Raw genomic sequence first — 25,961 nt, 5'->3', positions numbered from 1 at the left:
CGGTGTGTCAGGAAACATTGCAGTTGATCCGGATAAGCTCGAACAGCTTGCAAATGATGTTGTCACTGAATTAACTGATATGGAAAACAAATATAAGGACCTGCATGTGGAGCTGGGGCAGATGATTTTGCAATGCGATCCCCGCTACAGCAGCTGTTTTTCTGGAGTGGGCGATGCGTGGAGCTCAGGAAAGGCGCTCGTCACTAAGCTGAGTGACAATGAGATTTTCATCAGAAAAACAGGCGATAAATTTGTGGAACAAGATGATATTTTGCGAAAGCTCTACAATGCCTACGACAAATACGGTACGATGACAAGCTTAACCGCTCTTATGCTGACGCAGGGAAAATATTACGGATTAGGGCTTACGAAATTTGTGAAACAACCAAGCGGCTTGCATACAGCCCAGCACTCAAAACTGCTCTTGGATATTTCCAGGGCCGTTGACAGCTCACGTTATCAAAAAGCGGCAAGAGTGCTTTTGAATCCTAAATATTTGTTGAAAAAGACAAACCGTCCATTTTCAGATTTGGTACATAAAAAGTTTACAAAATACTTTCCTCAGGACACGGTGGATTTTTCAAACAGCGTCAGAAGCTACACAAAAGGATTTCTTAATGAAGCCGGCGTACGCTCCACTTTGAAGGATGTGGGAAAAACGGGCTTGAGATTCGCGAAAGGAAATGCCATTACCGCCACACTGATTACCGGAGCGACCGAAACATTCGGAGCAGGCGTGAAAATTGCTGAAAATTATGCAAAATACCAGGATAAACCGGAAGTTCTCAAGCGTGAAAACGCCAAGGCCGTCGGGAATGCTGTGAATAATACGATTTTTGTTGCCGGCGGTGCCACAGCTGGTGCTGTCATCGGCGGTGCAATCGGAAGCTTTGCAGGACCTGTGGGTACTGTCCTTCTTGGGGCAGCAGGTTCATACATTGGCGGAGTCGTCGGAGAACAAATCGCCAAATATACAGCCGGTTTTGCTGAAAAAGCAGCCTTAAAGCTGAAAGAACCGATCCATGCTGTTGTTGATACAGCCAAAAAAGGGCTGGAATCAGCCGGCAAAGTCGTCAAATCAGTGAATGACGGCATAGATGCGGCGAATAAATCGATACATAAAGGGATAGACAGCGCGAAAAAAGGAATGGAAAAAGCAAAGAAAACAGCGGATTCGCTTATACACGGCGCAACCCATTTCCTTAAAGGGAAATTTTCATTTGGATAGGAGAATAAACAATGAAGCAGTTTACAATTAGCATAGAAGAACTCTTATTTTGCTTTTACAGCGAAGGGTTTTTTGAACAGGGGATGGCCTTGAAGCAGGCCTATTTTCCGGAAATAGAAGATGAACAGCTCGGCGCTTTGTTCGAAGCAGCTTGCCGCTCACTCTTAGCTAAGGATGCAGCGGAATATCGGAACCATCAATATCGGTTAAAGGACGAGTACTGTCCGTTTATCCATGTATTAAACGACGCTGACTATACAGTGAAGCTTTCTAAATTTAACGGGCAAGGCGCCGAACAGAATGTGTCCTGCCATGTATCAAAATTCGGCACCTACTCTCACGAACTCCTTTTTGATGAACAAGTCCATCGCATTACAAAAATGGAATCAAGTGAAGGGTTACTTGCTAAGACAGATGAGTTTTTACATATAATAGATACAGAGGATAAAAGAGAATCGATTGTGACATTGACATCAAATGAATTTGAAAAACTCTTGGAGGGCGCTTCAGACAACCCTTCATATCTAAAAGAGTTCCTTGAAAAACATGACCACCAAGAGGACGTTACCCGATTTACAAATGATTTGGCTTTGCGGAAAGGGAAAATGGATACACTTATGCGTCTGGCATATGGCAAAGATAACACTCCTGAAGTGGCTGACATGGCATTTGTCCTGCCGGGGGCCCACCATACTTGGCTTGTCACAGGCATCACCCAGAATGAATTTTCTATCCTCCCTGCTCATAAGGATGTTGTAAATCAAATCATTTCACAATGATAAGAATTGAATTAACAAAAGGAGAAAAGCATTGAAAAACCAAGAAATCATTGAAGTCAAAAGCAAAATGTTCCTGAGAATATGGGCTTTTGTCGGATCTGCCGGTATGGGATTAGCATGTTTGTGGCTCTTTTATATGGGTATTACGTTTCAAACGAAATATTACCTATTAGCCATTCCTGCTGGCTTTCTGTTCACTTTGTTTTGTTTATATTTATTTATCATCTTCTTTCCGGCTTTCACCCCGCGGGGAAATACCATTTTCCGCATCAAGACAGGAAAAAATGGAGAAGTGTTCACTGACAAAGTGTCTGTTACGTTTACTGATATCAAGAAAATTGAGATGAGCCGCCATAAATTTAGTCTAAAAGGAATCTTCCAAGAAGATATATTGATCCAAACCGTTGATCAGAAGACCATTCGCATTCCCACTTGGAACATCATTCCGAATCCGTTGTTTTTCGAAGCGGTTGAACGCTATATCCTTCCCCATCTGAATGAAGAGGCGAAAAGCAATTGGATCGGACAGTTTACAGACATCCAACGCAGTGCGTATTTAAAGGAATTTGAGAATCATCCGAAGCTTTAGGGGCAGCACATGATTGAAGTAAAAAGCATGATGTTTCTAAAGGCTTGGCTGTTCCTCGCTACAGGGGGCGCCTTTATTGTGGGAGTCTGGCTGGTGTCTGAAGCCCTCACGTTTGAATCTAAATATGCCCTGCTTTATTTGGGCGGCGGATTACTGGCGATAATTTATGGATTGATCACATTCTTTATGGCTTTTCCTGCGTTCACAAGCCGTGGAAATGTCATTTTCAGCATAAAGACCGGACCTAGTGGCGAGATCTTCTCGAGAAAGCGCAGCGTGCTGTTTTCCGAGGTGAAGCGGCTTTATATGGGACGTCACCAATACAGTCTGAAAGGGATCTTTTTTGAGGATATTATCATCGAGAAAACAGACGGGAAAATCGTTCGCATCCCGACCTGGAACATCATCGCGAATCCGCTGTTTTTCGAAGCGGTTGAACGCTATGTCCTTCCCCATTTGAATGAAGAGGCTCAAAACAATTGGATCAGCCAATTTACAGAGGTTCAGCGAAAAGCGTATTTGAAGGAATTTGAGAATCATCCGAAGCTTTAAAAGCTCTCCTCCTCTATAATGAAAGATAAATGCAAATTGAGGAGTGCTCATGATGCTGATTACCATTCTTTTATTTCTCGCGGCAGGGCTTGCCGAAATTGGCGGCGGATATCTGGTTTGGCTATGGCTGAGAGAGGCAAAGCCAGCCGGCTATGGAATCGCCGGGGCGCTGATCCTCATTGTATACGGCATTCTTCCGACGTTTCAGTCCTTCCCATCTTTCGGCCGTGTATACGCCGCTTATGGCGGAGTATTTATCGTGCTTGCGGTCCTGTGGGGATGGCTTGTTGACCGGAAAACACCTGATCTGTATGACTGGATCGGCGCATTCATTTGTCTCATCGGTGTCTGTGTTATTTTATTTGCGCCGCGCGGATAACAAAATGGCCTGCTTATGAAGCGGGCCATTTTTGTTTAATCCTCTTTTAAGCTGTTCAGCTGCACTTCATGCTCCTGCTGCGGTTCGTCAAGCGGATAAATTCTTGCTGTTCCGTTTTCTTCATTCACGTGCTGAATGTATATAGGAACGCCGTTATATGTTACTTTTTTCATATCGGGAGATTCTACTATTTCTTTCGCCCTTTGAATATTCATCGTAACACCCTCCTTCAATACATAACGTTTCCATTTCCTGAAGGAAGTATGCTTTACGATTCAGCGGACAAGTTGAATTTTTTCAGGCGTTTGTAGAAAGTGCTTCGGGGAATCCCGCTGATTTTGGCAGCTTGAGAGACGTTTCCTTTTGCAGATTCAAGCGCTTTGATCATCATATCCTTTTGGATTTGCTCACGAAGTTTGAGCACGCCGGCAGCAGCGGGCTGTTTTTCTGCAGTGCTGACCGGCAGTCCAGCGGCTTCCAGTAAAGCGGAAAGCGGCTCATCCCCAAGCCCGCCTTCCGGAAATCTGATGGAAAGACGTTCAAACACATTAAATAGCTCACGGATATTTCCCGGCCACTTCCATTGCTTCAGCACATGACAAAAATCAGAAGGAAGTTCGCCTGGCCAATGATTCTTCTGTTTGTAGTACTCAAAGAGGTCCGGGATATCCTCGGTGCGATCGCGTAATGGAGGCAGTTCAATTGGATAGACATGAAGACGGTAAAACAAGTCCTCTCTGATTTTTCCGTTTTCGGCAAGCTCGCGTAAATCACAATGTGTGGCGGCAATAACTCTGATATCAACCGGAATTTCTTTCGTCCCGCCGATTGGCGTTATCTTGCGTTCCTGAAGCACCCGTAAAAGTGCAACCTGCATCGAGTGGGAAATTTCTCCGATTTCATCTAAAAATAATGTGCCTTGATTTGCTTTTTGAAAGGCGCCTTTATAGCCATTTCGTTTCGCTCCCGTAAAAGCGCCCTCTGCATAGCCGAACAGTTCGCTCTCAATCAAATCAGACGGAATCGCTCCGCAATTGACAGCAACAAACGGACCGTGACGTCTCTCACTGTTCTCATGAAGAGCGCGAGCCGCGACTTCCTTTCCCGTACCAGTTTCGCCCGACAAACAGACCGTTGCATCTGCCGCAGCTGCACGTTCAAGGTTCATCAGCATCGCTTGCGATCGGCCGCTTTTCCCGATCACTCCATTGAATCGGAACACCTTCTTTTTCTTTTGTTCCGAAAGATAAAAACAAGTGCCGCCATCTCCTATGGTGACAGCTTTTTCGATTGAGTAGCCCCGTTCTTTCAACTCATACAGGTGCCGGCCCTGCCAATCAGGCATTGAGGTTCGAATCGGTATGCTCGCACTGATGATGTGCTGCTTGTTATTGCATAGCACCATCGGCACACTGGATGCAGCCCTCTCTCCAAAACGGCTGATCAGCTCGAGCTCTTTCTCACGGCTTTTAGCTGCGAGTTCCCGTTCAGCTGCATAGGCGATCGCAGAGGCAATACCGAGCATATGAGGATGAGCGCCTGCCGCCGGACACGATATGTCAATCACACCCGCAAGGCTGCCATCCTCATGGTGAATCGGAGCGGCTGAACAGTTCCAAAGATGGGAAGCAATGGAGTAATGCTCTGATCCTTGTATCGCAACCGGCTCGCTGATGTGGAGCGCCGTGCCAATCGCATTTGTTCCGACAGCCGTTTCCGTCCAGCATGCCCCTTCGACAAAGTTGATGCGTTTGGCTTCATAGAGCGCGCGGGGATGGCCGTCCAATGCCAGAACAACACCGTCTGAATCAATTAGCAGCGCCATCATTTCCATTTCTTTTATGGCAGGCAGCAGTTTTTCGAGGTAAGGCTTTGCGGTCGTCAAGAAGAATGAATGTTTTTTTGACTGCTGATCCAGCTCCGTTTGCTGTAAAACCTTCGGGCCTTTTTCTAAATAAGGATTGACCTCAGCTTTTTTGCAGCGATGCCATGACTCTGCAATCCGTTTTCTTAATCGGGCTTCGTCAAGCACACCGTCTTTCACAAAACGTTTCCAGGTTTGCAAATCGTTTGGGACCGAATTCATTTCCTTGATCGCTCCTCCCTTACACGCCGTTTTCATCTATTGTAGGGGAAAAATAAAGCGCTTTCAACAATAAAAAAGCAGGCGCCTTATATCCATGCGCCTGCTTTTTCCTTTATTATGCATGTACCGCAAGGCCGATCGTGCTTAACAGCGCCTCATGCAATGTTTCCGATAAAGTCGGATGGGCGGCGATAAAATGCTCCGCCATATCTGCCGTCATCTCACCATTCATGATCGCTGCCGCTTGGCCGATGAGCTCGGTTACATCCGGGCCAATCATCGAGACACCCACGATTTCGCCGAATTCCGGTTCAGCCATGATTTTGACCTTTCCTTCCGCTTGCTGTTTAATGAGCGCCTTGCCGTTTGCGGAAAAAGAAAATTCGCCAATTTTCACATCGCCGTAAATGCTTCTTGCCTGTCGTTCTGTCATTCCGATACACGCGATTTCTGGGGACGTATAGATGCAGCGCGGCACATGTTTCTCATTGATTTTGACATCCCTTCCGGAAGCATGAGAAGCAGCGATGATGCCCTCATGGAAAGCGGCATGCGCCAGCTGAATGCCCCCTATAGCATCTCCGCACGCGTAAATATGAGGCACGTTCGTCTGCATGTGCCCATTCACCGGAATGCCCTTTGGAGAAAAATCAACTCCAGCCTGTTCCAGCTGTAATCCGTCAAGACGGGGTTTTCTGCCGATCGCCACCAGCACATAATCGGCCTTCGTTTTAAACTCTCGCTGACCGCTTTTCCATATTGCCGTTTTGGCCGTTTGATCCACCCGCTCTAATCTGGATGAAGTATGCACTTCGACACCGTCTTCCTCAAGTTTCTCCTGAAAGAGACGGGCAATATCTTCATCTTCAGCCGGAATCAGCTGGTCCGCTGTTTCAATGATGGTCACCTTCGATCCCAATCTGGCGAACAGCCCTGCATACTCACACCCGATGACACCGCCGCCGACAATGACTAGTGAAGACGGAATCTCGGAAAGAGAAAGCGCGTCTTTGCTGTCGATGATCCATTCGCCGTCAAACGGAGCGAAAGGCAGCTCGATTGGCTCTGATCCGGAGGCAATCAATACTTGGTCCGCCTCTCTGATTTCTTTTCCGTTTTCTCCTTCGATTAAGAGCTTTCTTTCAGAAAGAAAGGAGGCTGTTCCCTTTACAACCTGTATTTGATTTTTCTTCATTAGGTACTGTACGCCTTGGACAAGCTGACTGACAACCTGTTGTTTTCGGCTTTGCATTTTACTCCAATCGACTGATATCGCACCTGCCGGAAGTTCGATCCCAAAGCTGTCGGCATGCTTGATTTTATCAAGAACGTTTGCGCTTTCTAACAAAGACTTTGTCGGGATGCAGCCTTCATTCAGGCAGGTCCCCCCAAGCTTGCCTTTGTCAATGAGCAGCACGTTTCTGCCCTGCTGTGCCGCGGAGACCGCAGCCGCATAGCCTGCAGGTCCGCCGCCGATAATGGCTAATGTCATGTCGTTTTCACCTGCTTTTCCTATAAAATTAATGCTGCGGGTTCTTCCAAATATGTTTTCATCGCCTTCAGGAATGCAGCGGCTGGGGCGCCGTCACACGCTCTGTGATCAAATGTCAGGCTGAGCGGCAGGATCGTGCTTCTGACGATCTCCTCCCCTTGATACACCGGCGTGTCATAGCTTGCTCCGATGCCGAGAATGCCTGTTTCCGGCGGATTTAGTATCGGTGTGAAATGCTCAACTCCAAACGCGCCAAGGTTTGTAATGGAGAAGGTAGAGCCTTGCAGTTCTTCGCTTCCCGCACGTCCCTCGCGTGCTTTTTTGGCATTTTCTGAGATTGATTGAGCCAGTTCAATCAGCGATAGCTTTTCAGCATGGCGGATGACAGGCACCACTAAGCCGTTTTCCAAGGCTACAGCCATACCAAGGTGTACATGGGGATGTGTGATGATGCGCTCATTTTGATAAAAGCTGTTCAGCACAGGGTGAGCTTGCAGAGCGAGAACGGCGGCTCTTGAGACAAAATGAGTGATCGTCAGTTTTGTGCCGTATCTCTCTTCCGCAGTTGATGAAAGCTGTTTTTGAAGAGTGGCAAGCTTAGTGATATCAGCCTTCATCGTGATCGTCAGCTGCGCGCTGTTTGCCAGGCTTTCCTGCATTCGGGCAGCGATGACCTTTCTCATGCCTGTCACCGGGATTTCCTGCGCTTTCTGTTCCGAACCAGGCTTTGCCTGATCTTTTTTCTGTTCAGCAAGAGCCTTTGTTACGTCATCCTTCACGATTCGTCCGCCTGGTCCAGTTCCTTTCAGTTGTTTTAGGTCTAATCCTGCTTTTTCTGCTATTTTTCTGGCGACTGGAGATATTTTCATTCGATCTTTTTTGGAGGCTGCGGGTTTGTTTTCTTGTTTGACGGGCTGAACGGCTTGCGGCATATTGTCTTCAGCAACAGGCGCACTCGCCTCTTCCTGCACCGACTCATTGGCGTCCCCGATATAGCAGATAGCTGTGCCGGGCGGAACCTCTTCTCCCTCTTTCACTTTGATATCGATCAGCGTTCCTTTTTCAGGCGCTTCGATCTCCATTTCAATTTTCTCCGATTGAATGCTGGCAATGCTTTCTCCCTTTTCAACCGGGTCGCCTACTTTTTTATTCCATATCGATACTTCCCCTTGTTTCATGGCCATTCCCAATTTTGGCATCACTACTTTTACCGCCATTTGTGTTCCCCCTTTAATTCATTGCCGGCTCGCCAAGCAATTCAAGCGTGACGCTGACAATTTTATCTGGTGTCGGCAAATATTGATCTTCAAGCACTGGTGAAAACGGAACCGGTGTATGCGGCGCTGTAATCCGTTTAATCGGCGCATCAAGCAAATCAAAGCCCTTGTCAGCGACAAGCGCAGCAATATCCGTGGCAATGCTGCATCGCGGATTGGCTTCATCAATGATGATCAGCCGGTTTGTTTTTTCTAACGATGTGAAAATCGCATCCTCATCCAGAGGGGACAGACTGCGCGGATCAATGACCTCGGCTTCGATGCCCCTTTCTGAAAGCTGTGCAGCCGCTTCAAGCGCAGTATTGACCTGCTTGCCGACTGCAAAGAGCGTAACATCATTGCCTTCGCGTTTGGTATCCGCTTTTCCGAGGGGAATTGTATAATAATCTTCCGGCACCTCGCCCTTCATGTTGTAGGACGTTTTGTCTTCAAAGAAGAACACCGGATCATTATCTTCTATTGCTGCAAGCAGAAGACCTTTGGCATCATACGGATTGGATGGAACAACCGTCTTCAGTCCAGGGATGCTCGTGAAAAGGCCATACAGCGCTTGTGAATGCTGGGCAGCGGCCCGGAACCCTGCTCCGTATGTGGTGCGGACGGTAATCGGCACTTGCGCTTTTCCGCCGAACATATAACGGAATTTCGCCCCTTGGTTGATCACCTGATCAAAGCACGTGCCGATAAAATCGTTAAACATCAGCTCGGCAATCGGTCTCAAACCGGTTGATGCCGCAGCCATAGCCGCACCCATATAGCCCGCCTCAGAAATCGGAGTGTCCAGCACTCTTGTACGCCCGAATTCCTGTACGAGTCCCTTTGTGACCCCTAATACACCGCCCCATGCTTCATCATCCTGCAAATGATCGACCGCCGCTCCCCCGGCGACATCCTCACCGATCAAAAGCACATTTTCGTCTCTTCTCATCGCAAGCTTCATTGCTTCATTGATCGCGTCTGACATGCTTATGACTCTCGCCATCTCTTACATTCCTCCTTTTTCATATGACACGTACACATCTGTCAGCAGCTCCGAATCTTTTGGATATGGGCTGTCTTCGCTGAACGAGACGGCTTTTTCAATCGATTCGCTGACACGCTGTTCAATGTCTGACAGCTTATTAGCATCTGTTTCTTTTAAAAGGTAGTTTTTAAAACCTTGAATGGCATCTTTTTCTTCAAGGTGCTCAACTCTTTCATCCTTCGTTTTATAGGTTTGGGCATCTCCTTCGAAATGGCCGTAGTTTCTGTAGGTCATACATTCAATCAAAGACGGGCCGCCGCCGTTTCTTGCTCTTTCTATCGCTTCCTCGGCTGCCTGGTAAACTGCTAAAATATCTTTGCCGTCAACTGTCACCCCCGGCATGTTATAAGCAGCCGCCCGATCGGCGATTGAATCGCAGGCTGATGCGTACTCAAATGGGGTAGCTTCGCCATAGCCGTTGTTTTCAGCAACAAATACGACAGGAAGGTTCCATACAGCCGCTAAATTCAGCCCTTCGTGGAAGGTGCCTTGGTTATTTGCCCCGTCCCCGAAAAAGCAAACGCTTACATTTTTAGTCTGTTTATATTTAGCCGTGAGCGCTGATCCGCATGCGAGCGTAAAGCCGCCCCCGACGATTCCATTTGCGCCTAACATGCCTTTATCAAGATCCGCAATGTGCATAGAACCGCCCTTGCCTTTGCACAATCCGGTCGCTTTCCCGAAAATTTCCGCCATCATGCCGTCCAGGTCACAGCCTTTGGCGATACAATGTCCATGTCCCCTGTGGGTGCTTGTAATGCTGTCGCCATCATGTAAATGAGCGCACACCCCTACAGCCACGGCTTCCTCACCGGCATATAAATGAACGAATCCGGGAAGCACTCCCTGGGCGAACAGGTCATGCACTTTGTCTTCAAAGCCCCTGATCTCCAGCATCTTTTGGTACATCCACAGCGCTTTTTCCTCAGTTAATGACAAGCCCTCTCGTTTTAACAATTCCATTTTGTGCGCCTCCTTCTATTTAGGGTTCACCATTAAAAATGCAAGAAGTGTGCCAGTCTTTTGAGCCCGTAAAATCAGTCTTCTCGTCTTCACTTTGGAGACAGTTTGAGACGTGTGTCTCGTTTTGTCTCAAACTGATTCATTTGTCTCGTTTTACAGCATGCAAAAAAAAGACCGGATATCACCCGGCCTTTGACAATGATCGACGTATTTATTTCCTTGGAAATCTTTTTAACTTCCTAGTTCCTCTGCATCGTTTGACTGAATAGCTGCTTTTGAAAGAAAATCAATTGAATATTTGACATATCCGATACCGCCATCTTTTCGGCATCTGTTTTTGATAACCCGCTGGCACACATGATCCCACTCTTTTCTTCATATGTGCGTGCTACAGTTCATGCTTTTCTTCAACAGCCCGGTTCAGCGCTTGGAGCATATAGCCTATGCCTTTGTAAGATGATAGCGGCCAGCTGATATGCTGGTGTTCTCCGATGACGGCGTTTAGAATGCTTCGATATTTTTTTCCGCCAAGCATGACTAGCTCTTCGATATCAGAAAAGCCTTTTTCGTGAAATTGACGGCCTAGCTCGTCCGCTGTCATGATTTCCGGATGACCGGTGCCAAAAGTGACATCGTAATTTCCCGAAACGAGATCACTAGGGCGAAGAAAGCCATGCTTCGCCGACAAAATCACCCACTCATCGAAAAATGCTTTCGCATACCGCTCGCACGCCTGATGAAACGGGCTGAGATAAGCGTCCTCTGCTCTTACCGGCCCGGCATCAGGCTGGACGTCCCAGATTTTTTTCTTGCCGCAGGGGATGATGCATAGCCGTTTCATTTTTCTCTCCCCCTTTATAAGATATCTCCACTAAATATACCATTATTTTCTTACAATAAATTAGAGAAAAGACAGGCTGAGTAAAGCTGCGTACAAAAAAGACCCGGATTTACCGAAAATCCAGGTATTTTAGTCAAGAATTGTGTAAAAATCCCTTTATTTTGTTAGCCTTTTTTGAATCAAGCACTGCAGTTACTCTATCCCATCAAGATACTTTCTCTCAAAGTCGTCGAGCAATGCACGCACTTCATCTGTTGACTTTGTGTTCATGCATTGATTTCTTAATTCACTTGCCCCTCGGAACCCGCGGAGATAAATTTTGAAAAAGCGAGGAAGAGGCTTGTACGGACGGGCTTCTAATGCTGAATATTTATCATGAAGATCCAGATGCAGCCTTAAGAGATCAAGCAATTCCTTGCTGCTATGCTCTTTCGGCTCCTTTTCAAAGGCAAATGGATTTGTAAAAATACCACGCCCAATCATAATTCCATCAACACCGTATTGTTCAGCAAGTTTCAAGCCAGTTTGGCGGTCAGGGATATCCCCGTTTATTGTTAACAATGTATCTGGTGCCACCTCGTCACGAAGTTTCTTAATCTCCGGGATGAGTTCCCAATGCGCATCTACTTTGCTCATTTCTGCTCTTGTGCGCAGATGAATAGAAAGATTGGCAATATCCTGTTTCAGTATGTGTGTCAGCCACTCGCGCCATTCGTCTACATCCGTGAAACCAAGTCTTGTTTTTACGCTTACGGGCAATCCCCCTGCTTTTGCTGCTTGTATTAACTCTGCTGCAACTTCCGGCCGGCGGATAAGACCGCTTCCCTTACCGTTCTGTGTCACATTAGGCACAGGACAGCCCATATTGATATCTAGTCCTTTAAATCCTAACTCTGCCATGCCAATACTCATTTTACGGAAGTTTTCAGGCTTATCTCCCCATATATGGGCCACAATTGGCTGTTCATCCTCTGTAAAAGTCAAACGGCCGCGCACGCTATCCTTCCCATCCGGGTGGCAATAGCTCTCTGAGTTTGTGAACTCTGTAAAAAACACATCCGGTCTGCCTGCTTCACTTACTACATGCCGGAAAACAACATCTGTCACATCTTCCATTGGTGCCAGTACAAAAAATGGCCGTGGCAATTCACGCCAGAAATTTTCTGTCATAACAAAAATCAAATCCTTTCATTAGAGGATACAGCTAGACCTGTATCTCAATATTAAAAAACTGACCATGCTTCTTTTTACACTTATCGCATGCGAAAGCATTTCTTATCAATCTATAGTAAATTTTGAACATTTCACGTGGGATAATTATCTACCCTATTTTTTATATTGTGGTTAACTCGCGCTGACCTTCGTCTTTCTTAGTGGCCTTACTTTTGAACTTTTGGATAAAAAGGATTCCAACCTAAATAGAATATCATATGAGTTCTCCATATTACCAACGCAAAATAATTGCCCTGTTATTGAAGATAAGATATTTAACACTACACCATATCCGTATCTCTATATCATATTTGCGGAAAAACTAATAGAGATAAAGCAAATTGAGTTGGGGGTGGTATAACTGAGTACTCAAGAGAATAAAAAAAACTCTACTTAAGCTGCTACCACTTGTGAATCACATGGAGTAAAGAGGATGAGAAGAGAAAATAAATCCTTATTTAAAAGAATTCAAGAACTTCAATCTGAATCATTTGGGATTTGCTCATGATTTAGAAAATAACCAACGCAGCAAGTGGCAACCTACTATATATTTGTATAGGGTTATAATTCGGTAATCCTGATCCAGAACCAATAAAATAGACTGCTGACTAAATGTCGCAGTCTTCACTCATAAGATAATTAAGAAAGTGTTCATTTTCTTTCATCATTAAATAAGGCATCAGAAGTTATTGCTTTAATTTCGAATATCCTTTGTTATCCCTGTAATTATTTGTATAATAGTGAAAACTCCCAAGAAAACAGTAATAATATTAAACCATGGATTATCATAGAATGAAAGATATGTTTGAAAGAAATCTAGTTCAACTATGTTTGCTGGGAATCCATTCATTTCTCTATACTTAGGACCCCATCCCGTTAATTCTACAAAATTAAAATAAAGCTGAGATACTAAAAATGCCAAAAATGTTTGAAACCAACTTCTTTTATATACTTTATCCATTTAATTATCCATTTCCTTCTCTGCAATACTTTTTAGCCAAGTGTCAATCTAAAATCATTATATTATGAAGCATGATTGTCGCAAGGATATAACCATTGTAGGTATTACTGTAATAGTTGTTATCGTCTCGGCACTATTATTTAATTGTTGTAGTGCTCATACGTTATGCATTTTAAAATGGGGTTGGCCATCATTTTCACCTCTTTCATTTATTACAATGTTTCAACTTTTTACATCGAATGACTCTTGAAATGATATACGCCATACTTTCCTTATATTCCTATCATCAATATTTCACACGTAATAACTGCAAGTCAATATATATTTTTACAAATTATGAAAATATATCTATGATTTTACATCATTTTACTCATGTATTTTAATCATACTGGGAGGATATTTTTCCGGTTAAATAACGCTTTTTTTCACCCGCTTTTCAACACGTTTTTTCAACTCTTTTCGCCAGTTAAAATAAAGATCTCCGAGAATGAGAAGGAAGATAAAATTGGGAAAAGACAGTCAGGACAAGGGCTGCGCACGAAAAAGACCCGGAAATCGGAATTGTTTATTTTACCGAAATCCAGGTCTTATTAGGTATTGTTTATTTTAGTTAGACGATTTCAATACAAGTCTCGCCACTGCTTCAACATGCGCCGTCTGCGGAAACATATCGACAGGCTGAATATAGTCCACGCGATAGTCCTTCGACAGCGTCTGCAAATCCTTCGCAAGCGTGGATGGATTGCAGGAAACGTAGACGAAGCGTTTCGGTTTGACTTGTTTGATCGTGTCCAGGAACGTGCTGTCACAGCCGGTTCTTGGCGGGTCTACGATGACGACGTCCGGGCGGAAGCCTTCTTTCGTCCATTTCGGGAGCCAGTGCTCGGCTGTTCCTGTTACGTATGTGGCATTTGCCATGCCGTGTTTTTTGGCGTTTTTCTTAGCATCGTCAATCGATTCCTTGATGACGTCCATGCCGCGGACTTCCTTCGCTCCGTCCGCCACCCACATGCCGATAGTGCCGACACCGCAATACGCATCAACGACTTTTTCTTTTCCGGTCAGCCGCGCCGCTTTTTTCACTTCATCATACAGCTTGACGGTCTGTTCCGGATTGAGCTGGAAGAAAGCACGGGCGCTCAATTCAAAAGATACGTCGCCGAGCACTTCTTGAATTACTGTTTTTCCGGCGAGCGGTTTTGTTTTCTCGCCAAAAATCACTGAAGTTTTCGCCCCGTTTACATTCTGAATAATGGATTTGACCTCTGGCAATCGCTTTTGAATCGCTTTGACGATTTCTTCCTTGTGCGGAAGCGTTTCTTTTGCGGTTACAAGCACGACCTGCACTTCGCCTGTTTCAAAGCCGACTCTCGTCACGATCGTGCGAACGTCGCCTTTTCGTTTTCTTTCATTATAAACAGACACATTGAAGTCCTCTAAAATGCGGCGGACGATGCCTGTTGTTTTGTTCGTTGCCGGATGCTGAACGATACAGTCTTTAATCGGAACGATGTCATGAGAATCAAGGCCGTATAAGCCGGCGATGATGCTGCCGCTTTGCGAGCGCCCGATCTGGAATTGGCTTTTATTGCGGTAATTCCACGGGTTGTCCATGCCAATCGTTTCTTTGATTTCCATGTTTTCAACTTTAAACTTCGTATGGCGTTCAAGAGACTGAATGACGATATCGCGTTTTTCCCGAAGCTGCTGGCTGTATGCAAGGTGCTGAAGCTGACAGCCGCCGCATTGTTCATAAACAGGGCAAGGCGGTGCCACCCGGTGCTCAGATGCCTTGCGGATTTTCTTAATGCGGCCCTCCGAAAACTTCGGCTGGACCTTTGTGGCCTGCACAACAACTTCTTCGCCAGGAAGCGCGCCGGGCACGAAGACGACTTTTTTCTTAAAATAGCCGACACCTTCTCCGTTAATGCCGAGACGCTTAATCGTCAGCGGAAAAGTTTGTCCGACCTTCAGTTCGACGGGCGCCTGTTTCTTTTGTTGGTTCACGTTGTTCTCTCCGTTTCTATATGAAGCTTTCTGCGGATGGCAGAAAGTGAAATGGTTTTTTCACATCTTTCTAGTATAACACGTTTGCAGGATTTCCTTCATTGTCAGACGAATTATTCTATACTCCTCCACAAATATAAAGACGCATAGCTTAAATAAGGCTCCCACTCCTTGCTCATCGCCAGCATGACATCCTTTGCCGGCTTATCGTCCAGCTGAAAGTGGCGTTTGATGGCATTCTGGAGGCCGATATCGGCAAGCGGGAATAAATTGGGACGGCCAAGTCCGAACATGAGGACGTTTTGCACGGTCCACGGGCCGATACCCCTGATTTTGATCAGTTTCTTCATAATGTCTTCATCCGCCATATGCGGCAGCTGTGACAAGCTGAGTGTGCCTTCTGCGATCATCCTTGATGTATCAATGGTGTATTCCGCTTTTCTCATGCTGAATTGCAGATCACGCAGATCTTGATAATCAAGTTCCGCAATCGTTTCCGGCTTTGGATAGCACCACACGCCATCCTTCTGCTCGCCAAACGCATGAACAAATCGTTCTGTTAGCGTGTAAGCGAAGGAAAGATTAAGCTGCTGGTGGATAATGCATTTCATCATGCAGTTGTACACGCTGTAGTCCAGAACAAGCGGCGTCCCGGCATGCTCTTCAAAAATGGCGGACAGGCTCGTTTTTGAAAAATGATCCAGAACGTGCTGCAAATGATTTTCCCATTGAAAAATCCGCTTGATTTCCTTCATCATTTCTCCCTGATCCGTTTCCCCGCTGACGAGGAACTCAGGCTCGCCCGCATGGCCTAACGCCTGTACCTTTACAATACATACGTCCCCCGCTTGATTTCTGATTGGCACACGGACTTCCCTCGCCTCTCGATCAACAGCATTGAGGGGGTCTAAAGACAGCCTGTCCAGCACGCGGTCAAAATGATACGGAGGCGTGACAGATACTTTTTCCTTCCACATGAGATCCACCCTTTTTCCGTTTTTGTTCAGTATAACATGCCGCTTGAATTAGGCAGAGAGTACCGTATACTTTTCTCATAAAGACCGCATGATATAATGGCAGGTGGAGGGTTGTTTATGATCAACATTACCGCAATCACAACAGAGCATCAGCTGCTGAAAAATATACCAATCGAACGAGTGGAACAGCCTGATATTGCATGGTACTGGGTTGATTTTTACGGCCCGGAGGATACGGAAACGGCGTTATTGAGAGATTTTTTTCATTTTCACCCGCTTGCCATTGAGGATTGCTTCCAGCACATGCAGCGGCCGAAGCTTGACCATTATGACGGCTATCGTTTTTACGTGATTCATGCGCTGAATAAGGAAACACTTGAGACGGAGGAAGTCGATATCTTTCAAGGCGAAAAATTTGTCGTCACCTTTCATTTACACGAAACGCCCGGTATCGCTAAAGTCCGGGAGCGTTTGTATGCTTCACCGGACATATTGAAAAAAGGGCCCGGGCATATTTCTTATATGATCATGGATCAGCTTGTTGATGAATATTTTCCTCTCGTGTATAAAATTGAAGACCGGCTGAATGAAATTGAAGAAAGCCGTCCCCACAAAACGTATGGAACGCTGATGAACGAGGTGTTTGATCTCAGAACAGACCTATTGCATTTGAGACGGACGATTATCCCGATGCGTGATTTGCTCTATCGGATTTTAAGCCTTGACCATGTGAAAGAGCAACGGGAAACGAAAGCCTATTTCAGCGACATATATGATCATTTGTTAAAGTTGTCTGAAATTGTGGAATCCAACCGTGACATGACGTCCGACTTGCGTGACAGCTACGTGACGCTAAACTCAAACCGGATGAATGCGATTATGATGACACTGACGATCGTATCAACCATTTTCATCCCGCTCACCTTTATTGCCGGTGTATACGGTATGAACTTCGACTTTATGCCGGAACTGCATTGGAAATACGGATATTTCGCTGTACTTGGCCTGATGGCCGCGCTTGTGATTGGAATGCTGATTTGGTTTGTACATAAAGGATGGTTCAATATTTTTAAATGAGGACAGCGAGCAGCTGTTCTTTTTTGTTGTAAGCCGATCGCTATGCATATTCTGTTCATATTGTTTATAATGGAAAAAATATTCAGGGAGTGATTAGATTGAAAATTGCTGTCATCGGACTCGGCAATATGGGACAGCCCATTGCCCGAAATGTTCTTCAAGCAGGCTACGAATTGACTGTCTATAACCGGACGAAACAAAAGACAGAAGACCTTGTCACAGAAGGCGCACAGGCAGCTGATACGCCGCGGCTGGCGGCAAAGTCCGCTGATATTGTCATCACAATGCTTGCAGATGATGATTCTGTCAGCACCGTGACATTCGGAGAAGACGGGCTGCTTGAAGGATTAGCAGAGAACGGCATTCACATCTCGATGAGCACAATCAGTGTTGAGTTCTCAGAAAAGCTCGCAGCGGCTCATGCAGAGAAAGGACAATTTTTTCTCGCCGCTCCTGTCCTTGGCAGACCGGATGCCGCAGCCAAAGCCGCGCTTCGCATCATAACAGCAGGACCGGCAGAAGCGAAGCAAACCGCCAAGCCTCTGCTCGACAGCCTCAGCCAGCAGGTATTTGACGTCGGCGAAGAAAGCAAGACGGCAAATGCAGCCAAAATCAGCATCAATTTCTTGCTTGTGTCCATGCTGGAGGCGTTATCTGAATCCTTCTTAATGATGGAGAAATACGGCTTAGAACAAAAACAATTTTTAGAAATCGCCAGCGCGCTCTTTGGTTCTCCAGTCTATCAAAATTACGGAACCATTATGGCCGAGCAGAAATTTGAGCCGGCCGGCTTCAAAATGTCTTTAGGGCTGAAGGATACCAACCTGGCACTCGCCGCCGCAAAACGGGTTTCTGCAAATCTTCCTCTTGCCGAGCTGGCCAAAAGCCATTTTGAAAACGGGATTGAGAAAGGCTTCGGGGATCTGGACTGGGCCGCACTGATTAAATGTATAAAATAAAGAAAAGCCTCTCCATTTCAGGAGAGGCTCTTCTCATTACAAGGACGGCATCTTCATTTCTTTCTCAAACATCAGATCATCAATGCTTTTAAAAGTGTAGCCCTGTTTTTTCAGATCTGTAATCGCATCATCCAGTGCTTCAGCATTGTCCCTTGATACGGTGTGCAGCAGGTAAATGGCTCCCGGGTGCGCCTGCTTAATCATATGATCGTAGGCATATTTCTTCCCCTTTTGGTTGTTGATTTTCCAATCAACAAAAGCGACCGACCAGAAAACGGTTTGATAGCCGAGGCGTTTCGTTTCTTTCAGTACGTACTCACTGAACACGCCACGCGGCGGACGCAAGTACAGATTGTCCTGCTTTCCCGTAATTTTATAAACCTCTTCGTTGACTGAATCTAGTTCATCCTGAATCTGATCAGCTGTTTTTGTCGTTAAATCCGGATGGTGAAAGGAATGGTTGCCGATAATATGGCCCTCATCTGACATTCGTTTGATCAGCTGAGGCTGGTCCTTTACGAAATGCCCGGTGACAAAAAACGTTCCTGTTACGCGATGTTTTTTTAAGACATCAAGCACTTTTGGCGTATAGCCATTTTCATATCCGTTATCAAACGTTAAGTAAATCGTTTTTTCCTTTGTATTCCCTAAATAAAACGCGTCATATTTTTCAATTAAACTGTTCAGCTGCTTCCCGGCATCTGGCGGCTGATGATTGACACTTCGTTTAAAGCCCCAATTAATCGGCTCATTCGGCACCGCTTCCGCCTGTGCTGCACCTCCGGCAAGCAATACGGCGGCGCAGCATATTGAACACATCCACTTCATGGCCAGCGCTCCTTCTGCATTTTTTCTTATTTTACAGATAGGGGCTTTGTTTTATACTGTTGCTTTATGCCAATAAAAAAACCGCGGCGGGCGCGCGGTTTTATTCCCAATCTTTTTTAAAACGTTCGTATTTGGCTTCCAGGTCATCAAGCATGCTGATAAGCCTGTCTATATCTTCAACGTCGGTTGCTTCAGGGTCTAATGAATCGATGACGTTCATAAACATGTCAAGTCTGTTCTTTAAATAATCAATCTGCTGATCTTTATTGTTTACGGCATTCCCCATTCTGTTCCTCCAATCATTTTTTATTATGGTAGCTCATTTTTTGCCGTTTTTCAATCGCCGCGCTACTTGCGATCTTGGCAAATCAGGTCTAAAATTAACTGTTGGCAGCGTTAGTATGCCCATTTATAAAGGAGTTAGATAGTCATGACACAAAACACGAAGCTGCGTCCGATTACGCCCGAGTTTGACCCTTGGGAAGCCTATATGGATGTTGACCAATACGGAGACATGCAGCTGACAAACGTTGAATTCACAACAACGACACTGTGCAATATGAGATGCGAGCATTGTGCTGTAGGCTATACATTGCAGCCTAAAGACCCGAATGCTCTGCCAATAGATCTTCTGTTAAAACGGCTGGAGGAAATCCCGCGCCTCAGATCCATCAGCATCACAGGCGGAGAGCCGATGCTTTCGTTGAAATCAGTAAAAGAATATGTTGTTCCTTTATTGAAATATGCCCATGAACGGGGTGTGCGGACACAAATTAATTCAAATCTGACCCTCGACATCGAGCGGTACGAATGGATCATTCCGTATCTCGATGTGCTACATATTTCTCATAACTGGGGTACAGTTGAAGATTTTGCTGAAATCGGCTTTGCCATGATGGACAGAAAACCGACCTTCGAACAGCGCGCGCGCTATTTTGAAAAAATGATCGAAAACAGCCGCACGCTCGTGGATGCCGGAGTAATGGTATCTGCGGAAACGATGCTGAACAAACGAACACTTCCGCATATTGAGCATATTCACCGCCAAATCACAGAAGATATGAAATGTCAGCGTCACGAGGTCCACCCAATGTATCCAAGCGATTTCGCAAGCGCTCTTGAATCCCTCAGCCTGAAAGAGATGAGACAGGCCATTCACCGCTTGCTGGATATTCGTGATGAAAATACGTGGATGCTGTTCGGAACGCTGCCGTTTTATGCCTGCAGTCCGGACGAAGACGACCAAAAGCTGCTTCGCCGGCTTCGCGCGGCGAAAAACGTCACAGTGCGAAATGACCCTGACGGCCGATCCCGCCTGAATGTGAACATTTTCGACGGAAACATTATCGTGACCGATTTCGGTGATACCCCGCCGCTTGGCAACATTCAGACGGACAGCCTCCCTTCCGCCTATGAAAAGTGGAGAGAGACCAAGCTTGCGAAGGAACTAAGTTGCCACTGCCCGAATGTCCGGTGCCTCGGACCGAATGTTCTTGTCAAAAACAGTTATTATCAGGATACAGACTTCACAAAACGTCAAGCCAGGAGTTAGATGCGGATGAAAGAAACACTTACGGAGATTTTTCAAAATAAAATCGTCGATATTCTCCTCGTTGCCGTTATCCTTTGGATCGGTGTCTTTATCATCAACCGGCTGGTACAGCTATTTTTTAAACGGACGGATTTTATTGAAGAAAAAAAGGAAAAAACGATTGAAAGCCTTGTCCGTTCTGTCACCCAGTATACGGCGACAATTGGTTTTATCTTTTACGTTATTTCTTTATTTGTGCATGATTTCGGCAAGATATTGGCCGGGGCGGGCGTAGCAGGTATCGTGATCGGTTTTGGCGCCCAATCGCTGATCAAAGATGTGCTGGCTGGTGTGTTCTTAATATATGAACGCCAGCTGCACAAAGGCGATTATGTCACCGTCAACAACTTGTTCAACGGAACAGTGGAGGAAATCGGCCTCCGCTCGCTGCAAATCCGGGAATGGAGCGGGAAGCTGCTCACCATCAGCAACGGCGAGGTCAGACAAATAGAGAACTATAATATTGATTTTATGCGGATTACCGAATCCTTTCTTATCAGCTTTAAAGAAGATCCGGACCGCGTGTACAGCGTGTTGGAAGAGGCATGTGACATGCTGAATGAAGAGCTTCGTGATTCATTGAAGCGGGATGAATTCGGCAATCCGACAGAACCATTTCAAATCCACGGCATCACCGCATTGAATAAAATCAATCGCGGCGTCGAATTTACGGTTAAAGGCATGGTGAAAGATGATGATTATTTCAGTGCCAGCCTTGCAGTAAGACGGGTTCTCGTTCGCCAGCTCTACCAAAACAATGTGCAAATGCTTGAGGAAGCGGTCCGAATTGAGAGAACCCAATAAACAAAAAAACTGATTCCGAGTTGGAATCAGTTTTTTATTTATCTTGGCAGTGAGGAAAGCTGAAAACCAAACGTGACATGATCTTGAACTGGAATCCACGCGCCGATTCCCTGTGACGTGACATTTTTCACGACGAGTTTTCGTTTATTTCCTTTCAGCACTAAGTACACTTCTCCGTAAGTCACTTTTCCTTTTTCATTCACAGCCGGTGCATATGCATGTAAATAACCGATTTTTTTAGGAGCGACTTTATAAATCTGATCCCGTTTTGTGCCAGCCCCAATGACCGTCTCAAATGCAAGCGGAAGGTTCGTTTTCTTCATTGCTTTTTGCATCATCATGCTTTTGACATCTTCAGCATTTGGAACTTTAGCTGTGAGGCCGCCCTTCACTCTGTACTGCTGTTCCTGGGCATAATGCATTTCAGCCGTTTCTTTCCCGCCGCGGTTATCCGCACGGTTTGTATTGATTTTTTTATATTCCCAGTTTGCGACTGTTTCATTTGATTCATAGCCGAGCGCCCATTTCCCGAGAAATATTGTCGCCCGGTACCCTACTGCAAGCGGTGTGCCGGATATGTTGGATTCATTCAGCATTTTGATGAGATGCGGATTTTCAATCTTCACCTCAGAATGATCGAGCAATTCCTTTGCCAGCTTACTCGGCTGAAGCATTGGCTGATCCTGTGAAGCATTCGGATACGTGTTTTCCTTTGAAATGCTTGCGACAGAATTAGGAACCTTAAACTGCTTTTTCGCGTGGATGGGCTGAACGCCGAAAAAACTAAAGAATAACAACACGATAAGTGTGGAATGAAATAGCTTTTTCATCATATCACTCTTTCTATGGCATTTTCCCTTAGTCTTTTCATCCCGCTTTGTTGTTATCCATCATTTTTTCAGGTTAAAGAAGGAAAAAGCCGATCGCCATAATGACATATGCAGCAAGCAGTGTCGCCCCTTCAAACCAGTTGGAATCCCCGTCATTCGAAATCGCGATCATCAAGAGAACCGCTGATACCATCGCGACGAGCTCCGGCAATGTAAATACAAGCGGCATGCTTGTCGGAAAAAAGATAGAACAGAGGACGAGAACCGGTGCGACAAACATAGCGATCTGCAGCGTAGAGCCGACTGCAATTTCAACCGCAATGTCCATTTTATTTTTGAAGGCCATAATAATCGCTGACGCGTGCTCCGCCGCATTTCCTACAATCGCCACGATGATGACCCCGATAAACAGCTCGCTCCACCCGAACTGTTCAGCAACCGAGTGAAAGGTATGGACCAGGTTTTCGGATATGTATGCAACCACAATCGTTGCCGCAAACAAGACAATCGTCGCAACCTTCCCTGACCATTCCGGCTCTTCCTCTTCTTCAGACTGAGCGGCATTATTCGGCTGATAAACGCCCCGATGCGTGACAAGTTTAAAGTACAGCGCCGCCACATACAACAGAATCATAATGATGCTGATGCCGATGCTTAAATTGAGCTTGCTGGCGTTTCCCATACCAACAGAGAATACCTCCGGAATCACAAAGGCGACAATGATGGCAAAAATCAGAAGCCCGGAGTTATGGCGGGCATCATGGATATTAAATTCCTGCCGCTTATATTTTAAACCGCCGACAAAAAACGATAGGCCCGCTACCAGCAACAGGTTCCCCAGCACTGAACCGGTTAAAGAGGCAAGCACGATTCCTGTCAAGCCTTCTTTTAATGCAAAAAGGGAAATAATCAGCTCCACCGCATTCCCGAAGGTTGCATTCAACAAACCGCCGATACGCGGTCCTGCAATGATGGACAGTGATTCTGTCGCCCTCCCCATATAGCTTGCAAGCGCGATAATCGTCACGCAATAAACGGCAAATAGAACCGCGGAAGGCCAATGCATCAAACTGCCAATCACAGAAAGCGGAACACCGGCCGCCACTAAAATAAAAAAGATACGATTCATGGTGAAATAGCTCCTTTTTTATGACTTGTTTTATTTTTATTCTTCACAAAAACCTTCATGATTACACGAGGGCAAATGTATAGCGTGATATAGGCTTTTTTCAGGTTGCCTGCTTTTGGAAAACATTGTACGATCAACATAGATTCCACATAAGGAGAACTGACACGATGTCACGATTTCATTTCTTTATCCTTGTCTTGCTCGTATCCATTTCCGGGTTTTCACAAGGCATGCTGCTGCCTGTCATTTCAATCATTTTTGAAACAAATGGAGAATCCGCTGCTATCAACGGCCTGCACGCGACCGGGCTGTATATCGGTGTGCTTTTGGCTTCGCCGTTTATGGAAGCGCCGCTCAGAAAGCTCGGGTTCAAGCCGCTGATCGTCATGGGCGGAAGCATTGTCATTTTAAGCTTATTCGGATTTACTTGGCTTCAGTCAGTTTGGGTTTGGTTCCTGCTTCGCCTGTTCATTGGGATCGGCGACCACATGCTTCACTTTTCTACGCAAACGTGGGTGACCTCCATGTCATCAAAACAAAATCGCGGAAGAAATCTGTCTATTTATGGGCTTTCCTTTGGCCTTGGCTTTGCCGCAGGCCCGTTCATGGTGCCGCTTGTCAAGCTGAGTCCGTCGCTTCCTTTTATCGTGTCCGGCTGCATCAGTCTGTTTGCGTGGCTTTTTGTTTTCTTTCTACAAAATGCATACCCGGAAACCAGTCCTCATGAAACCAAATCAGACAATAGTTTCAGGCGATTTTATCAGGCCATGCTGTTTGGATGGGTTGCCTTTATGCCTACATTTGGCTACGGCTTTCTGGAAACGGCGCTGAACGGAAGCTTTCCGGTGTACGCGCTCCGTTTGGGGATATCAGTAGACGCAGTAGCGATCATCCTTCCCGCATTTGCGATTGGAAGCATTATCTTTCAGTTTCCGCTCGGCATCCTCAGCGATAAATACGGCAGGCGGAATGTGCTGCTGGTGATTTTGCTGACTGGGGCTCTTTGCTTTTTCATCGCCGGTGTATTTCCTTCGCCTTACGTGATCGGCGGCTGCTTTTTTATTGCAGGAATGGCAGTCGGATCAACCTTTACACTTGGCATCAGCTATATGACAGACCTTCTTCCGCCTCACCTCCTGCCGGCGGGGAACCTGCTTTGCGGCATTACATTCAGTCTCGGCAGCATCCTCGGCCCGGTTGCCGGCGGCTGGTATATGCAGACATTTGAAAGCGCAAACTTGTTCTACTTCATTACTCTCACGCTTAGCGCTGTGTGGCTGGCCCTTGTGCTGGGCAAACCGAAAAGCTGGTCACCGGCTGAAACCTATTCTTCATCTTCTTAATCAAAAAGCCTCCCGACATCATGTCAGGAGGCTTTTATGCTAATGGTAGCCGTTTTGTCCGTTGGCGCTTCCGCTTGTTTTATGGCTCGATTTGCTTTTCGAATTTTGTTTGTTATGGCTTCCGCCTTTTTTCGTATGCTTGGTCATCACGATATCCCCCCGACTTCTTTTTGAACCGAAGTTCGTTTATAGGGTGCGCTAATGGTAGGGATTTTCATCAGGAAGCTTTTTACGTTTATGTAAAAGAGCGTTGATTTCTCCGCCTAGGATAATTAAAATGCCGCTCAAGTAAAACCAAATCATCAGAACGATGATTCCCCCGATGCTCCCGTAAGTGGCGCTATAGTTCGCAAACGTGCTGACGTAAAATGAAAACAATGTGCTGACAATGATCCAGCCGATAGTCGCAAAGACCGCACCCGGTATGACAAACCGGAGAGACAGCTTTTTGTTCGGCGCAATCACATACAGCGCGGAAAAAACAATCAAAAGCACAAGCGGGCTGACACCCCAGCGAATGGCGGCCCAGACGGATAAAAACAGATCCGACGCGCCGACAAAGTCAGAAGCGAGCCTTCCAATCTCCCGGCCAAATACCGGCAGAAGCAAAGCCACTAAAATCGTAAATACCATGGCAACCGTCAAAAAAATCGAGGTTAGACGAACAATGATAAAAGAGCGGTTTTCTTCCACATCATACGCGTGGTTCAGCGACCGGACGATCGCGTTCATTCCATTAGACGCAGACCATAATGCGGCGATAATCCCGAATGACAGCAAACCGCCATTTCGATTATTTAAGGTTTGATGGGTAATGGATTCAACGAGTGACATCGCACTGGCGGGAGCATATTGTTCTATGACTCCTAAAACATCATCGGTAGAAAGCGGAAGATACGCGGTGAGCGTCAGCATAAAAATCAAAAACGGAAACAGTGACAATAGAAAAAAATACGCCAGCTCCGCTGATTTACTTTGTCCTTCATGAAGGGTGTATCTGCTGAAAAGCTCTTTCAAAAAACTCATGTCGTCT

Annotated in this window: 26 protein-coding genes and 1 pseudogene; 10 read left to right on the top strand and 17 right to left on the bottom strand. The window is 45.9% G+C overall.

Annotated features, from left to right (window positions below):
- The first annotated feature begins 4 nt into the window (after nucleotides 1-4).
- Genes bslm_RS04305 through bslm_RS04285 form a run of 5 tightly spaced genes read left to right on the top strand, consistent with a single transcriptional unit; the run spans nucleotide 5 to nucleotide 3,527 of the window.
- Nucleotides 5-1,228 (top strand): hypothetical protein, encoded by a 1,224-nt coding sequence (locus tag bslm_RS04305; protein ID WP_003243998.1) that lies wholly within the window; start codon nucleotides 5-7, stop codon nucleotides 1,226-1,228.
- A gap of 11 nt (nucleotides 1,229-1,239) precedes the next feature.
- A complete protein-coding gene (locus bslm_RS04300; RefSeq protein ID WP_024571964.1) occupies nucleotides 1,240-2,007 on the top strand; it encodes a hypothetical protein in 768 nt (255 codons plus the stop codon).
- A gap of 31 nt (nucleotides 2,008-2,038) precedes the next feature.
- The gene (locus tag bslm_RS04295; protein WP_003244496.1) at nucleotides 2,039-2,596 is read left to right on the top strand and encodes a YfjD family protein; all 558 of its coding nucleotides are present in this window, start codon (nucleotides 2,039-2,041) and stop codon (nucleotides 2,594-2,596) included.
- Between the two features lie 9 nt (nucleotides 2,597-2,605).
- Nucleotides 2,606-3,148 (top strand): YfjD family protein, encoded by a 543-nt coding sequence (locus tag bslm_RS04290; protein ID WP_033883271.1) that lies wholly within the window; start codon nucleotides 2,606-2,608, stop codon nucleotides 3,146-3,148.
- A gap of 49 nt (nucleotides 3,149-3,197) precedes the next feature.
- Nucleotides 3,198-3,527: a YnfA family protein gene (locus tag bslm_RS04285; protein ID WP_010886445.1), complete on the top strand. Its 330-nt coding sequence runs from the start codon at nucleotides 3,198-3,200 to the stop codon at nucleotides 3,525-3,527.
- A 35-nt stretch (nucleotides 3,528-3,562) separates the two neighbouring features.
- Here the strand turns inward: bslm_RS04285 and bslm_RS04280 are convergent, their stop codons facing one another.
- The 12 genes and pseudogenes from bslm_RS04280 to bslm_RS04230 all read right to left on the bottom strand — a co-directional run bounded on the left by bslm_RS04280 (nucleotide 3,563) and on the right by bslm_RS04230 (nucleotide 16,367).
- A complete protein-coding gene (locus bslm_RS04280) occupies nucleotides 3,563-3,742 on the bottom strand; it encodes a small acid-soluble spore protein H (RefSeq protein WP_003233621.1) in 180 nt (59 codons plus the stop codon).
- Nucleotides 3,743-3,795: 53 nt separating this feature from the next.
- The gene (gene acoR, locus bslm_RS04275; RefSeq protein WP_046380863.1) at nucleotides 3,796-5,613 is read right to left on the bottom strand and encodes an acetoin dehydrogenase operon transcriptional activator AcoR; all 1,818 of its coding nucleotides are present in this window, start codon (nucleotides 5,611-5,613) and stop codon (nucleotides 3,796-3,798) included.
- Nucleotides 5,614-5,728: 115 nt separating this feature from the next.
- On the bottom strand, nucleotides 5,729-7,105 hold the full coding sequence (gene acoL / locus bslm_RS04270; protein ID WP_029317474.1) for an acetoin dehydrogenase complex dihydrolipoyl dehydrogenase: 1,377 nt from the start codon (nucleotides 7,103-7,105) through the stop codon (nucleotides 5,729-5,731).
- Between the two features lie 20 nt (nucleotides 7,106-7,125).
- Entirely contained in the window at nucleotides 7,126-8,322 is a 1,197-nt protein-coding gene (gene acoC / locus bslm_RS04265; protein ID WP_033883268.1) for an acetoin dehydrogenase complex dihydrolipoyllysine-residue acetyltransferase, read from the bottom strand.
- Between the two features lie 13 nt (nucleotides 8,323-8,335).
- Entirely contained in the window at nucleotides 8,336-9,364 is a 1,029-nt protein-coding gene (acoB, locus tag bslm_RS04260; protein WP_046380862.1) for an acetoin:2,6-dichlorophenolindophenol oxidoreductase subunit beta, read from the bottom strand.
- 3 nt (nucleotides 9,365-9,367) lie between these two features.
- Nucleotides 9,368-10,369, bottom strand: a complete 1,002-nt coding sequence (gene acoA, locus bslm_RS04255; protein WP_015252546.1) for an acetoin:2,6-dichlorophenolindophenol oxidoreductase subunit alpha — start codon at nucleotides 10,367-10,369, stop codon at nucleotides 9,368-9,370.
- 231 nt (nucleotides 10,370-10,600) lie between these two features.
- Nucleotides 10,601-10,690 (bottom strand): annotated as a pseudogene (locus tag bslm_RS21630) (hypothetical protein); the annotation flags it as partial.
- Nucleotides 10,691-10,757: 67 nt separating this feature from the next.
- On the bottom strand, nucleotides 10,758-11,210 hold the full coding sequence (locus bslm_RS04250; RefSeq protein ID WP_019712688.1) for a DUF6884 domain-containing protein: 453 nt from the start codon (nucleotides 11,208-11,210) through the stop codon (nucleotides 10,758-10,760).
- Nucleotides 11,211-11,402: 192 nt separating this feature from the next.
- Complete coding sequence (locus tag bslm_RS04245) at nucleotides 11,403-12,380, bottom strand: tRNA dihydrouridine synthase (RefSeq protein ID WP_015715509.1); 978 nt, start codon at nucleotides 12,378-12,380, stop codon at nucleotides 11,403-11,405.
- Between the two features lie 736 nt (nucleotides 12,381-13,116).
- The gene (locus bslm_RS04240) at nucleotides 13,117-13,383 is read right to left on the bottom strand and encodes a YfzA family protein (protein WP_009966802.1); all 267 of its coding nucleotides are present in this window, start codon (nucleotides 13,381-13,383) and stop codon (nucleotides 13,117-13,119) included.
- A 606-nt stretch (nucleotides 13,384-13,989) separates the two neighbouring features.
- Nucleotides 13,990-15,390, bottom strand: a complete 1,401-nt coding sequence (gene rlmD / locus bslm_RS04235; protein ID WP_046380861.1) for a 23S rRNA (uracil(1939)-C(5))-methyltransferase RlmD — start codon at nucleotides 15,388-15,390, stop codon at nucleotides 13,990-13,992.
- A gap of 113 nt (nucleotides 15,391-15,503) precedes the next feature.
- On the bottom strand, nucleotides 15,504-16,367 hold the full coding sequence (locus bslm_RS04230; RefSeq protein ID WP_046380860.1) for a DNA-3-methyladenine glycosylase family protein: 864 nt from the start codon (nucleotides 16,365-16,367) through the stop codon (nucleotides 15,504-15,506).
- 117 nt (nucleotides 16,368-16,484) lie between these two features.
- On the opposite strand from bslm_RS04230, the gene corA reads away from it, so the two are divergent.
- Both corA and bslm_RS04220 read left to right on the top strand, forming a co-directional pair.
- A complete protein-coding gene (corA, locus tag bslm_RS04225) occupies nucleotides 16,485-17,444 on the top strand; it encodes a magnesium/cobalt transporter CorA (protein ID WP_003233650.1) in 960 nt (319 codons plus the stop codon).
- A 98-nt stretch (nucleotides 17,445-17,542) separates the two neighbouring features.
- Entirely contained in the window at nucleotides 17,543-18,403 is an 861-nt protein-coding gene (locus tag bslm_RS04220) for an NAD(P)-dependent oxidoreductase (protein ID WP_046380859.1), read from the top strand.
- A gap of 36 nt (nucleotides 18,404-18,439) precedes the next feature.
- On the opposite strand, the gene pdaA is transcribed toward bslm_RS04220, so the two are convergent.
- Nucleotides 18,440-19,231 carry a delta-lactam-biosynthetic de-N-acetylase gene (pdaA, locus tag bslm_RS04215; protein ID WP_014479173.1) on the bottom strand — a complete coding sequence of 264 codons (792 nt, stop codon included), beginning with the start codon at nucleotides 19,229-19,231 and terminating at the stop codon, nucleotides 18,440-18,442.
- Nucleotides 19,232-19,331: 100 nt separating this feature from the next.
- Nucleotides 19,332-19,517, bottom strand: a complete 186-nt coding sequence (locus tag bslm_RS04210) for an SE1561 family protein (RefSeq protein ID WP_003223132.1) — start codon at nucleotides 19,515-19,517, stop codon at nucleotides 19,332-19,334.
- Nucleotides 19,518-19,661: 144 nt separating this feature from the next.
- Here bslm_RS04210 and yfkAB point away from each other — a divergent pair, with 144 nt between their 5' ends.
- Both yfkAB and mscC read left to right on the top strand, forming a co-directional pair.
- Nucleotides 19,662-20,783, top strand: coding sequence for a radical SAM/CxCxxxxC motif protein YfkAB (gene yfkAB / locus bslm_RS04205; protein WP_003233655.1), 1,122 nt, complete (start codon nucleotides 19,662-19,664; stop codon nucleotides 20,781-20,783).
- Nucleotides 20,784-21,626, top strand: coding sequence for a mechanosensitive ion channel protein MscC (gene mscC, locus bslm_RS04200; protein WP_010886444.1), 843 nt, complete (start codon nucleotides 20,784-20,786; stop codon nucleotides 21,624-21,626). It begins immediately after the preceding gene.
- A 38-nt stretch (nucleotides 21,627-21,664) separates the two neighbouring features.
- Here mscC and bslm_RS04195 read toward each other — a convergent pair whose 3' ends face one another.
- Nucleotides 21,665-22,459 carry a YfkD famly protein gene (locus bslm_RS04195; protein WP_003233657.1) on the bottom strand — a complete coding sequence of 265 codons (795 nt, stop codon included), beginning with the start codon at nucleotides 22,457-22,459 and terminating at the stop codon, nucleotides 21,665-21,667.
- A 70-nt stretch (nucleotides 22,460-22,529) separates the two neighbouring features.
- Entirely contained in the window at nucleotides 22,530-23,585 is a 1,056-nt protein-coding gene (cax, locus tag bslm_RS04190) for a calcium/proton exchanger (protein WP_046380858.1), read from the bottom strand.
- Nucleotides 23,586-23,752: 167 nt separating this feature from the next.
- Here cax and bslm_RS04185 point away from each other — a divergent pair, with 167 nt between their 5' ends.
- Nucleotides 23,753-24,928, top strand: coding sequence for an MFS transporter (locus bslm_RS04185; protein ID WP_046380857.1), 1,176 nt, complete (start codon nucleotides 23,753-23,755; stop codon nucleotides 24,926-24,928).
- Nucleotides 24,929-25,126: 198 nt separating this feature from the next.
- Here bslm_RS04185 and bslm_RS04180 read toward each other — a convergent pair whose 3' ends face one another.
- A complete protein-coding gene (locus bslm_RS04180) occupies nucleotides 25,127-25,954 on the bottom strand; it encodes a YihY family inner membrane protein (protein ID WP_046380856.1) in 828 nt (275 codons plus the stop codon).
- Between the last annotated feature and the right edge of the window lie 7 nt (nucleotides 25,955-25,961).

Origin of the sequence: Bacillus sp. LM 4-2 (assembly GCF_000978495.1) — a bacterium.
GTDB lineage: Bacteria > Bacillota > Bacilli > Bacillales > Bacillaceae > Bacillus > Bacillus subtilis.
The sequence above is the reverse complement of the archived record's forward strand: the minus strand, read 5'-3'. Positions and strand labels throughout refer to the sequence as shown.

What these genes read in the sequence shown, in the direction of transcription:
- acoC (WP_033883268.1), bottom strand. Translation starts at nt 8,322, where the DNA reads ATGGCGGTAAAAGTAGTGATGCCAAAATTGGGAATGGCCATGAAACAA.
- bslm_RS04195 (WP_003233657.1), bottom strand. Translation starts at nt 22,459, where the DNA reads ATGATGAAAAAGCTATTTCATTCCACACTTATCGTGTTGTTATTCTTT.
- yfkAB (WP_003233655.1), top strand. Translation starts at nt 19,662, where the DNA reads ATGACACAAAACACGAAGCTGCGTCCGATTACGCCCGAGTTTGACCCT.
- bslm_RS04245 (WP_015715509.1), bottom strand. Translation starts at nt 12,380, where the DNA reads ATGACAGAAAATTTCTGGCGTGAATTGCCACGGCCATTTTTTGTACTG.
- bslm_RS04280 (WP_003233621.1), bottom strand. Translation starts at nt 3,742, where the DNA reads ATGAATATTCAAAGGGCGAAAGAAATAGTAGAATCTCCCGATATGAAA.
- bslm_RS04240 (WP_009966802.1), bottom strand. Translation starts at nt 13,383, where the DNA reads ATGGATAAAGTATATAAAAGAAGTTGGTTTCAAACATTTTTGGCATTT.
- bslm_RS04230 (WP_046380860.1), bottom strand. Translation starts at nt 16,367, where the DNA reads ATGTGGAAGGAAAAAGTATCTGTCACGCCTCCGTATCATTTTGACCGC.
- corA (WP_003233650.1), top strand. Translation starts at nt 16,485, where the DNA reads ATGATCAACATTACCGCAATCACAACAGAGCATCAGCTGCTGAAAAAT.
- acoB (WP_046380862.1), bottom strand. Translation starts at nt 9,364, where the DNA reads ATGGCGAGAGTCATAAGCATGTCAGACGCGATCAATGAAGCAATGAAG.
- bslm_RS04185 (WP_046380857.1), top strand. Translation starts at nt 23,753, where the DNA reads ATGTCACGATTTCATTTCTTTATCCTTGTCTTGCTCGTATCCATTTCC.
- acoR (WP_046380863.1), bottom strand. Translation starts at nt 5,613, where the DNA reads ATGAATTCGGTCCCAAACGATTTGCAAACCTGGAAACGTTTTGTGAAA.
- bslm_RS04210 (WP_003223132.1), bottom strand. Translation starts at nt 19,517, where the DNA reads ATGGGGAATGCCGTAAACAATAAAGATCAGCAGATTGATTATTTAAAG.
- pdaA (WP_014479173.1), bottom strand. Translation starts at nt 19,231, where the DNA reads ATGAAGTGGATGTGTTCAATATGCTGCGCCGCCGTATTGCTTGCCGGA.
- acoA (WP_015252546.1), bottom strand. Translation starts at nt 10,369, where the DNA reads ATGGAATTGTTAAAACGAGAGGGCTTGTCATTAACTGAGGAAAAAGCG.
- mscC (WP_010886444.1), top strand. Translation starts at nt 20,784, where the DNA reads ATGCGGATGAAAGAAACACTTACGGAGATTTTTCAAAATAAAATCGTC.
- bslm_RS04250 (WP_019712688.1), bottom strand. Translation starts at nt 11,210, where the DNA reads ATGAAACGGCTATGCATCATCCCCTGCGGCAAGAAAAAAATCTGGGAC.
- bslm_RS04290 (WP_033883271.1), top strand. Translation starts at nt 2,606, where the DNA reads ATGATTGAAGTAAAAAGCATGATGTTTCTAAAGGCTTGGCTGTTCCTC.
- bslm_RS04180 (WP_046380856.1), bottom strand. Translation starts at nt 25,954, where the DNA reads ATGAGTTTTTTGAAAGAGCTTTTCAGCAGATACACCCTTCATGAAGGA.
- cax (WP_046380858.1), bottom strand. Translation starts at nt 23,585, where the DNA reads ATGAATCGTATCTTTTTTATTTTAGTGGCGGCCGGTGTTCCGCTTTCT.
- acoL (WP_029317474.1), bottom strand. Translation starts at nt 7,105, where the DNA reads ATGACATTAGCCATTATCGGCGGCGGACCTGCAGGCTATGCGGCTGCG.
- bslm_RS04300 (WP_024571964.1), top strand. Translation starts at nt 1,240, where the DNA reads ATGAAGCAGTTTACAATTAGCATAGAAGAACTCTTATTTTGCTTTTAC.
- bslm_RS04285 (WP_010886445.1), top strand. Translation starts at nt 3,198, where the DNA reads ATGATGCTGATTACCATTCTTTTATTTCTCGCGGCAGGGCTTGCCGAA.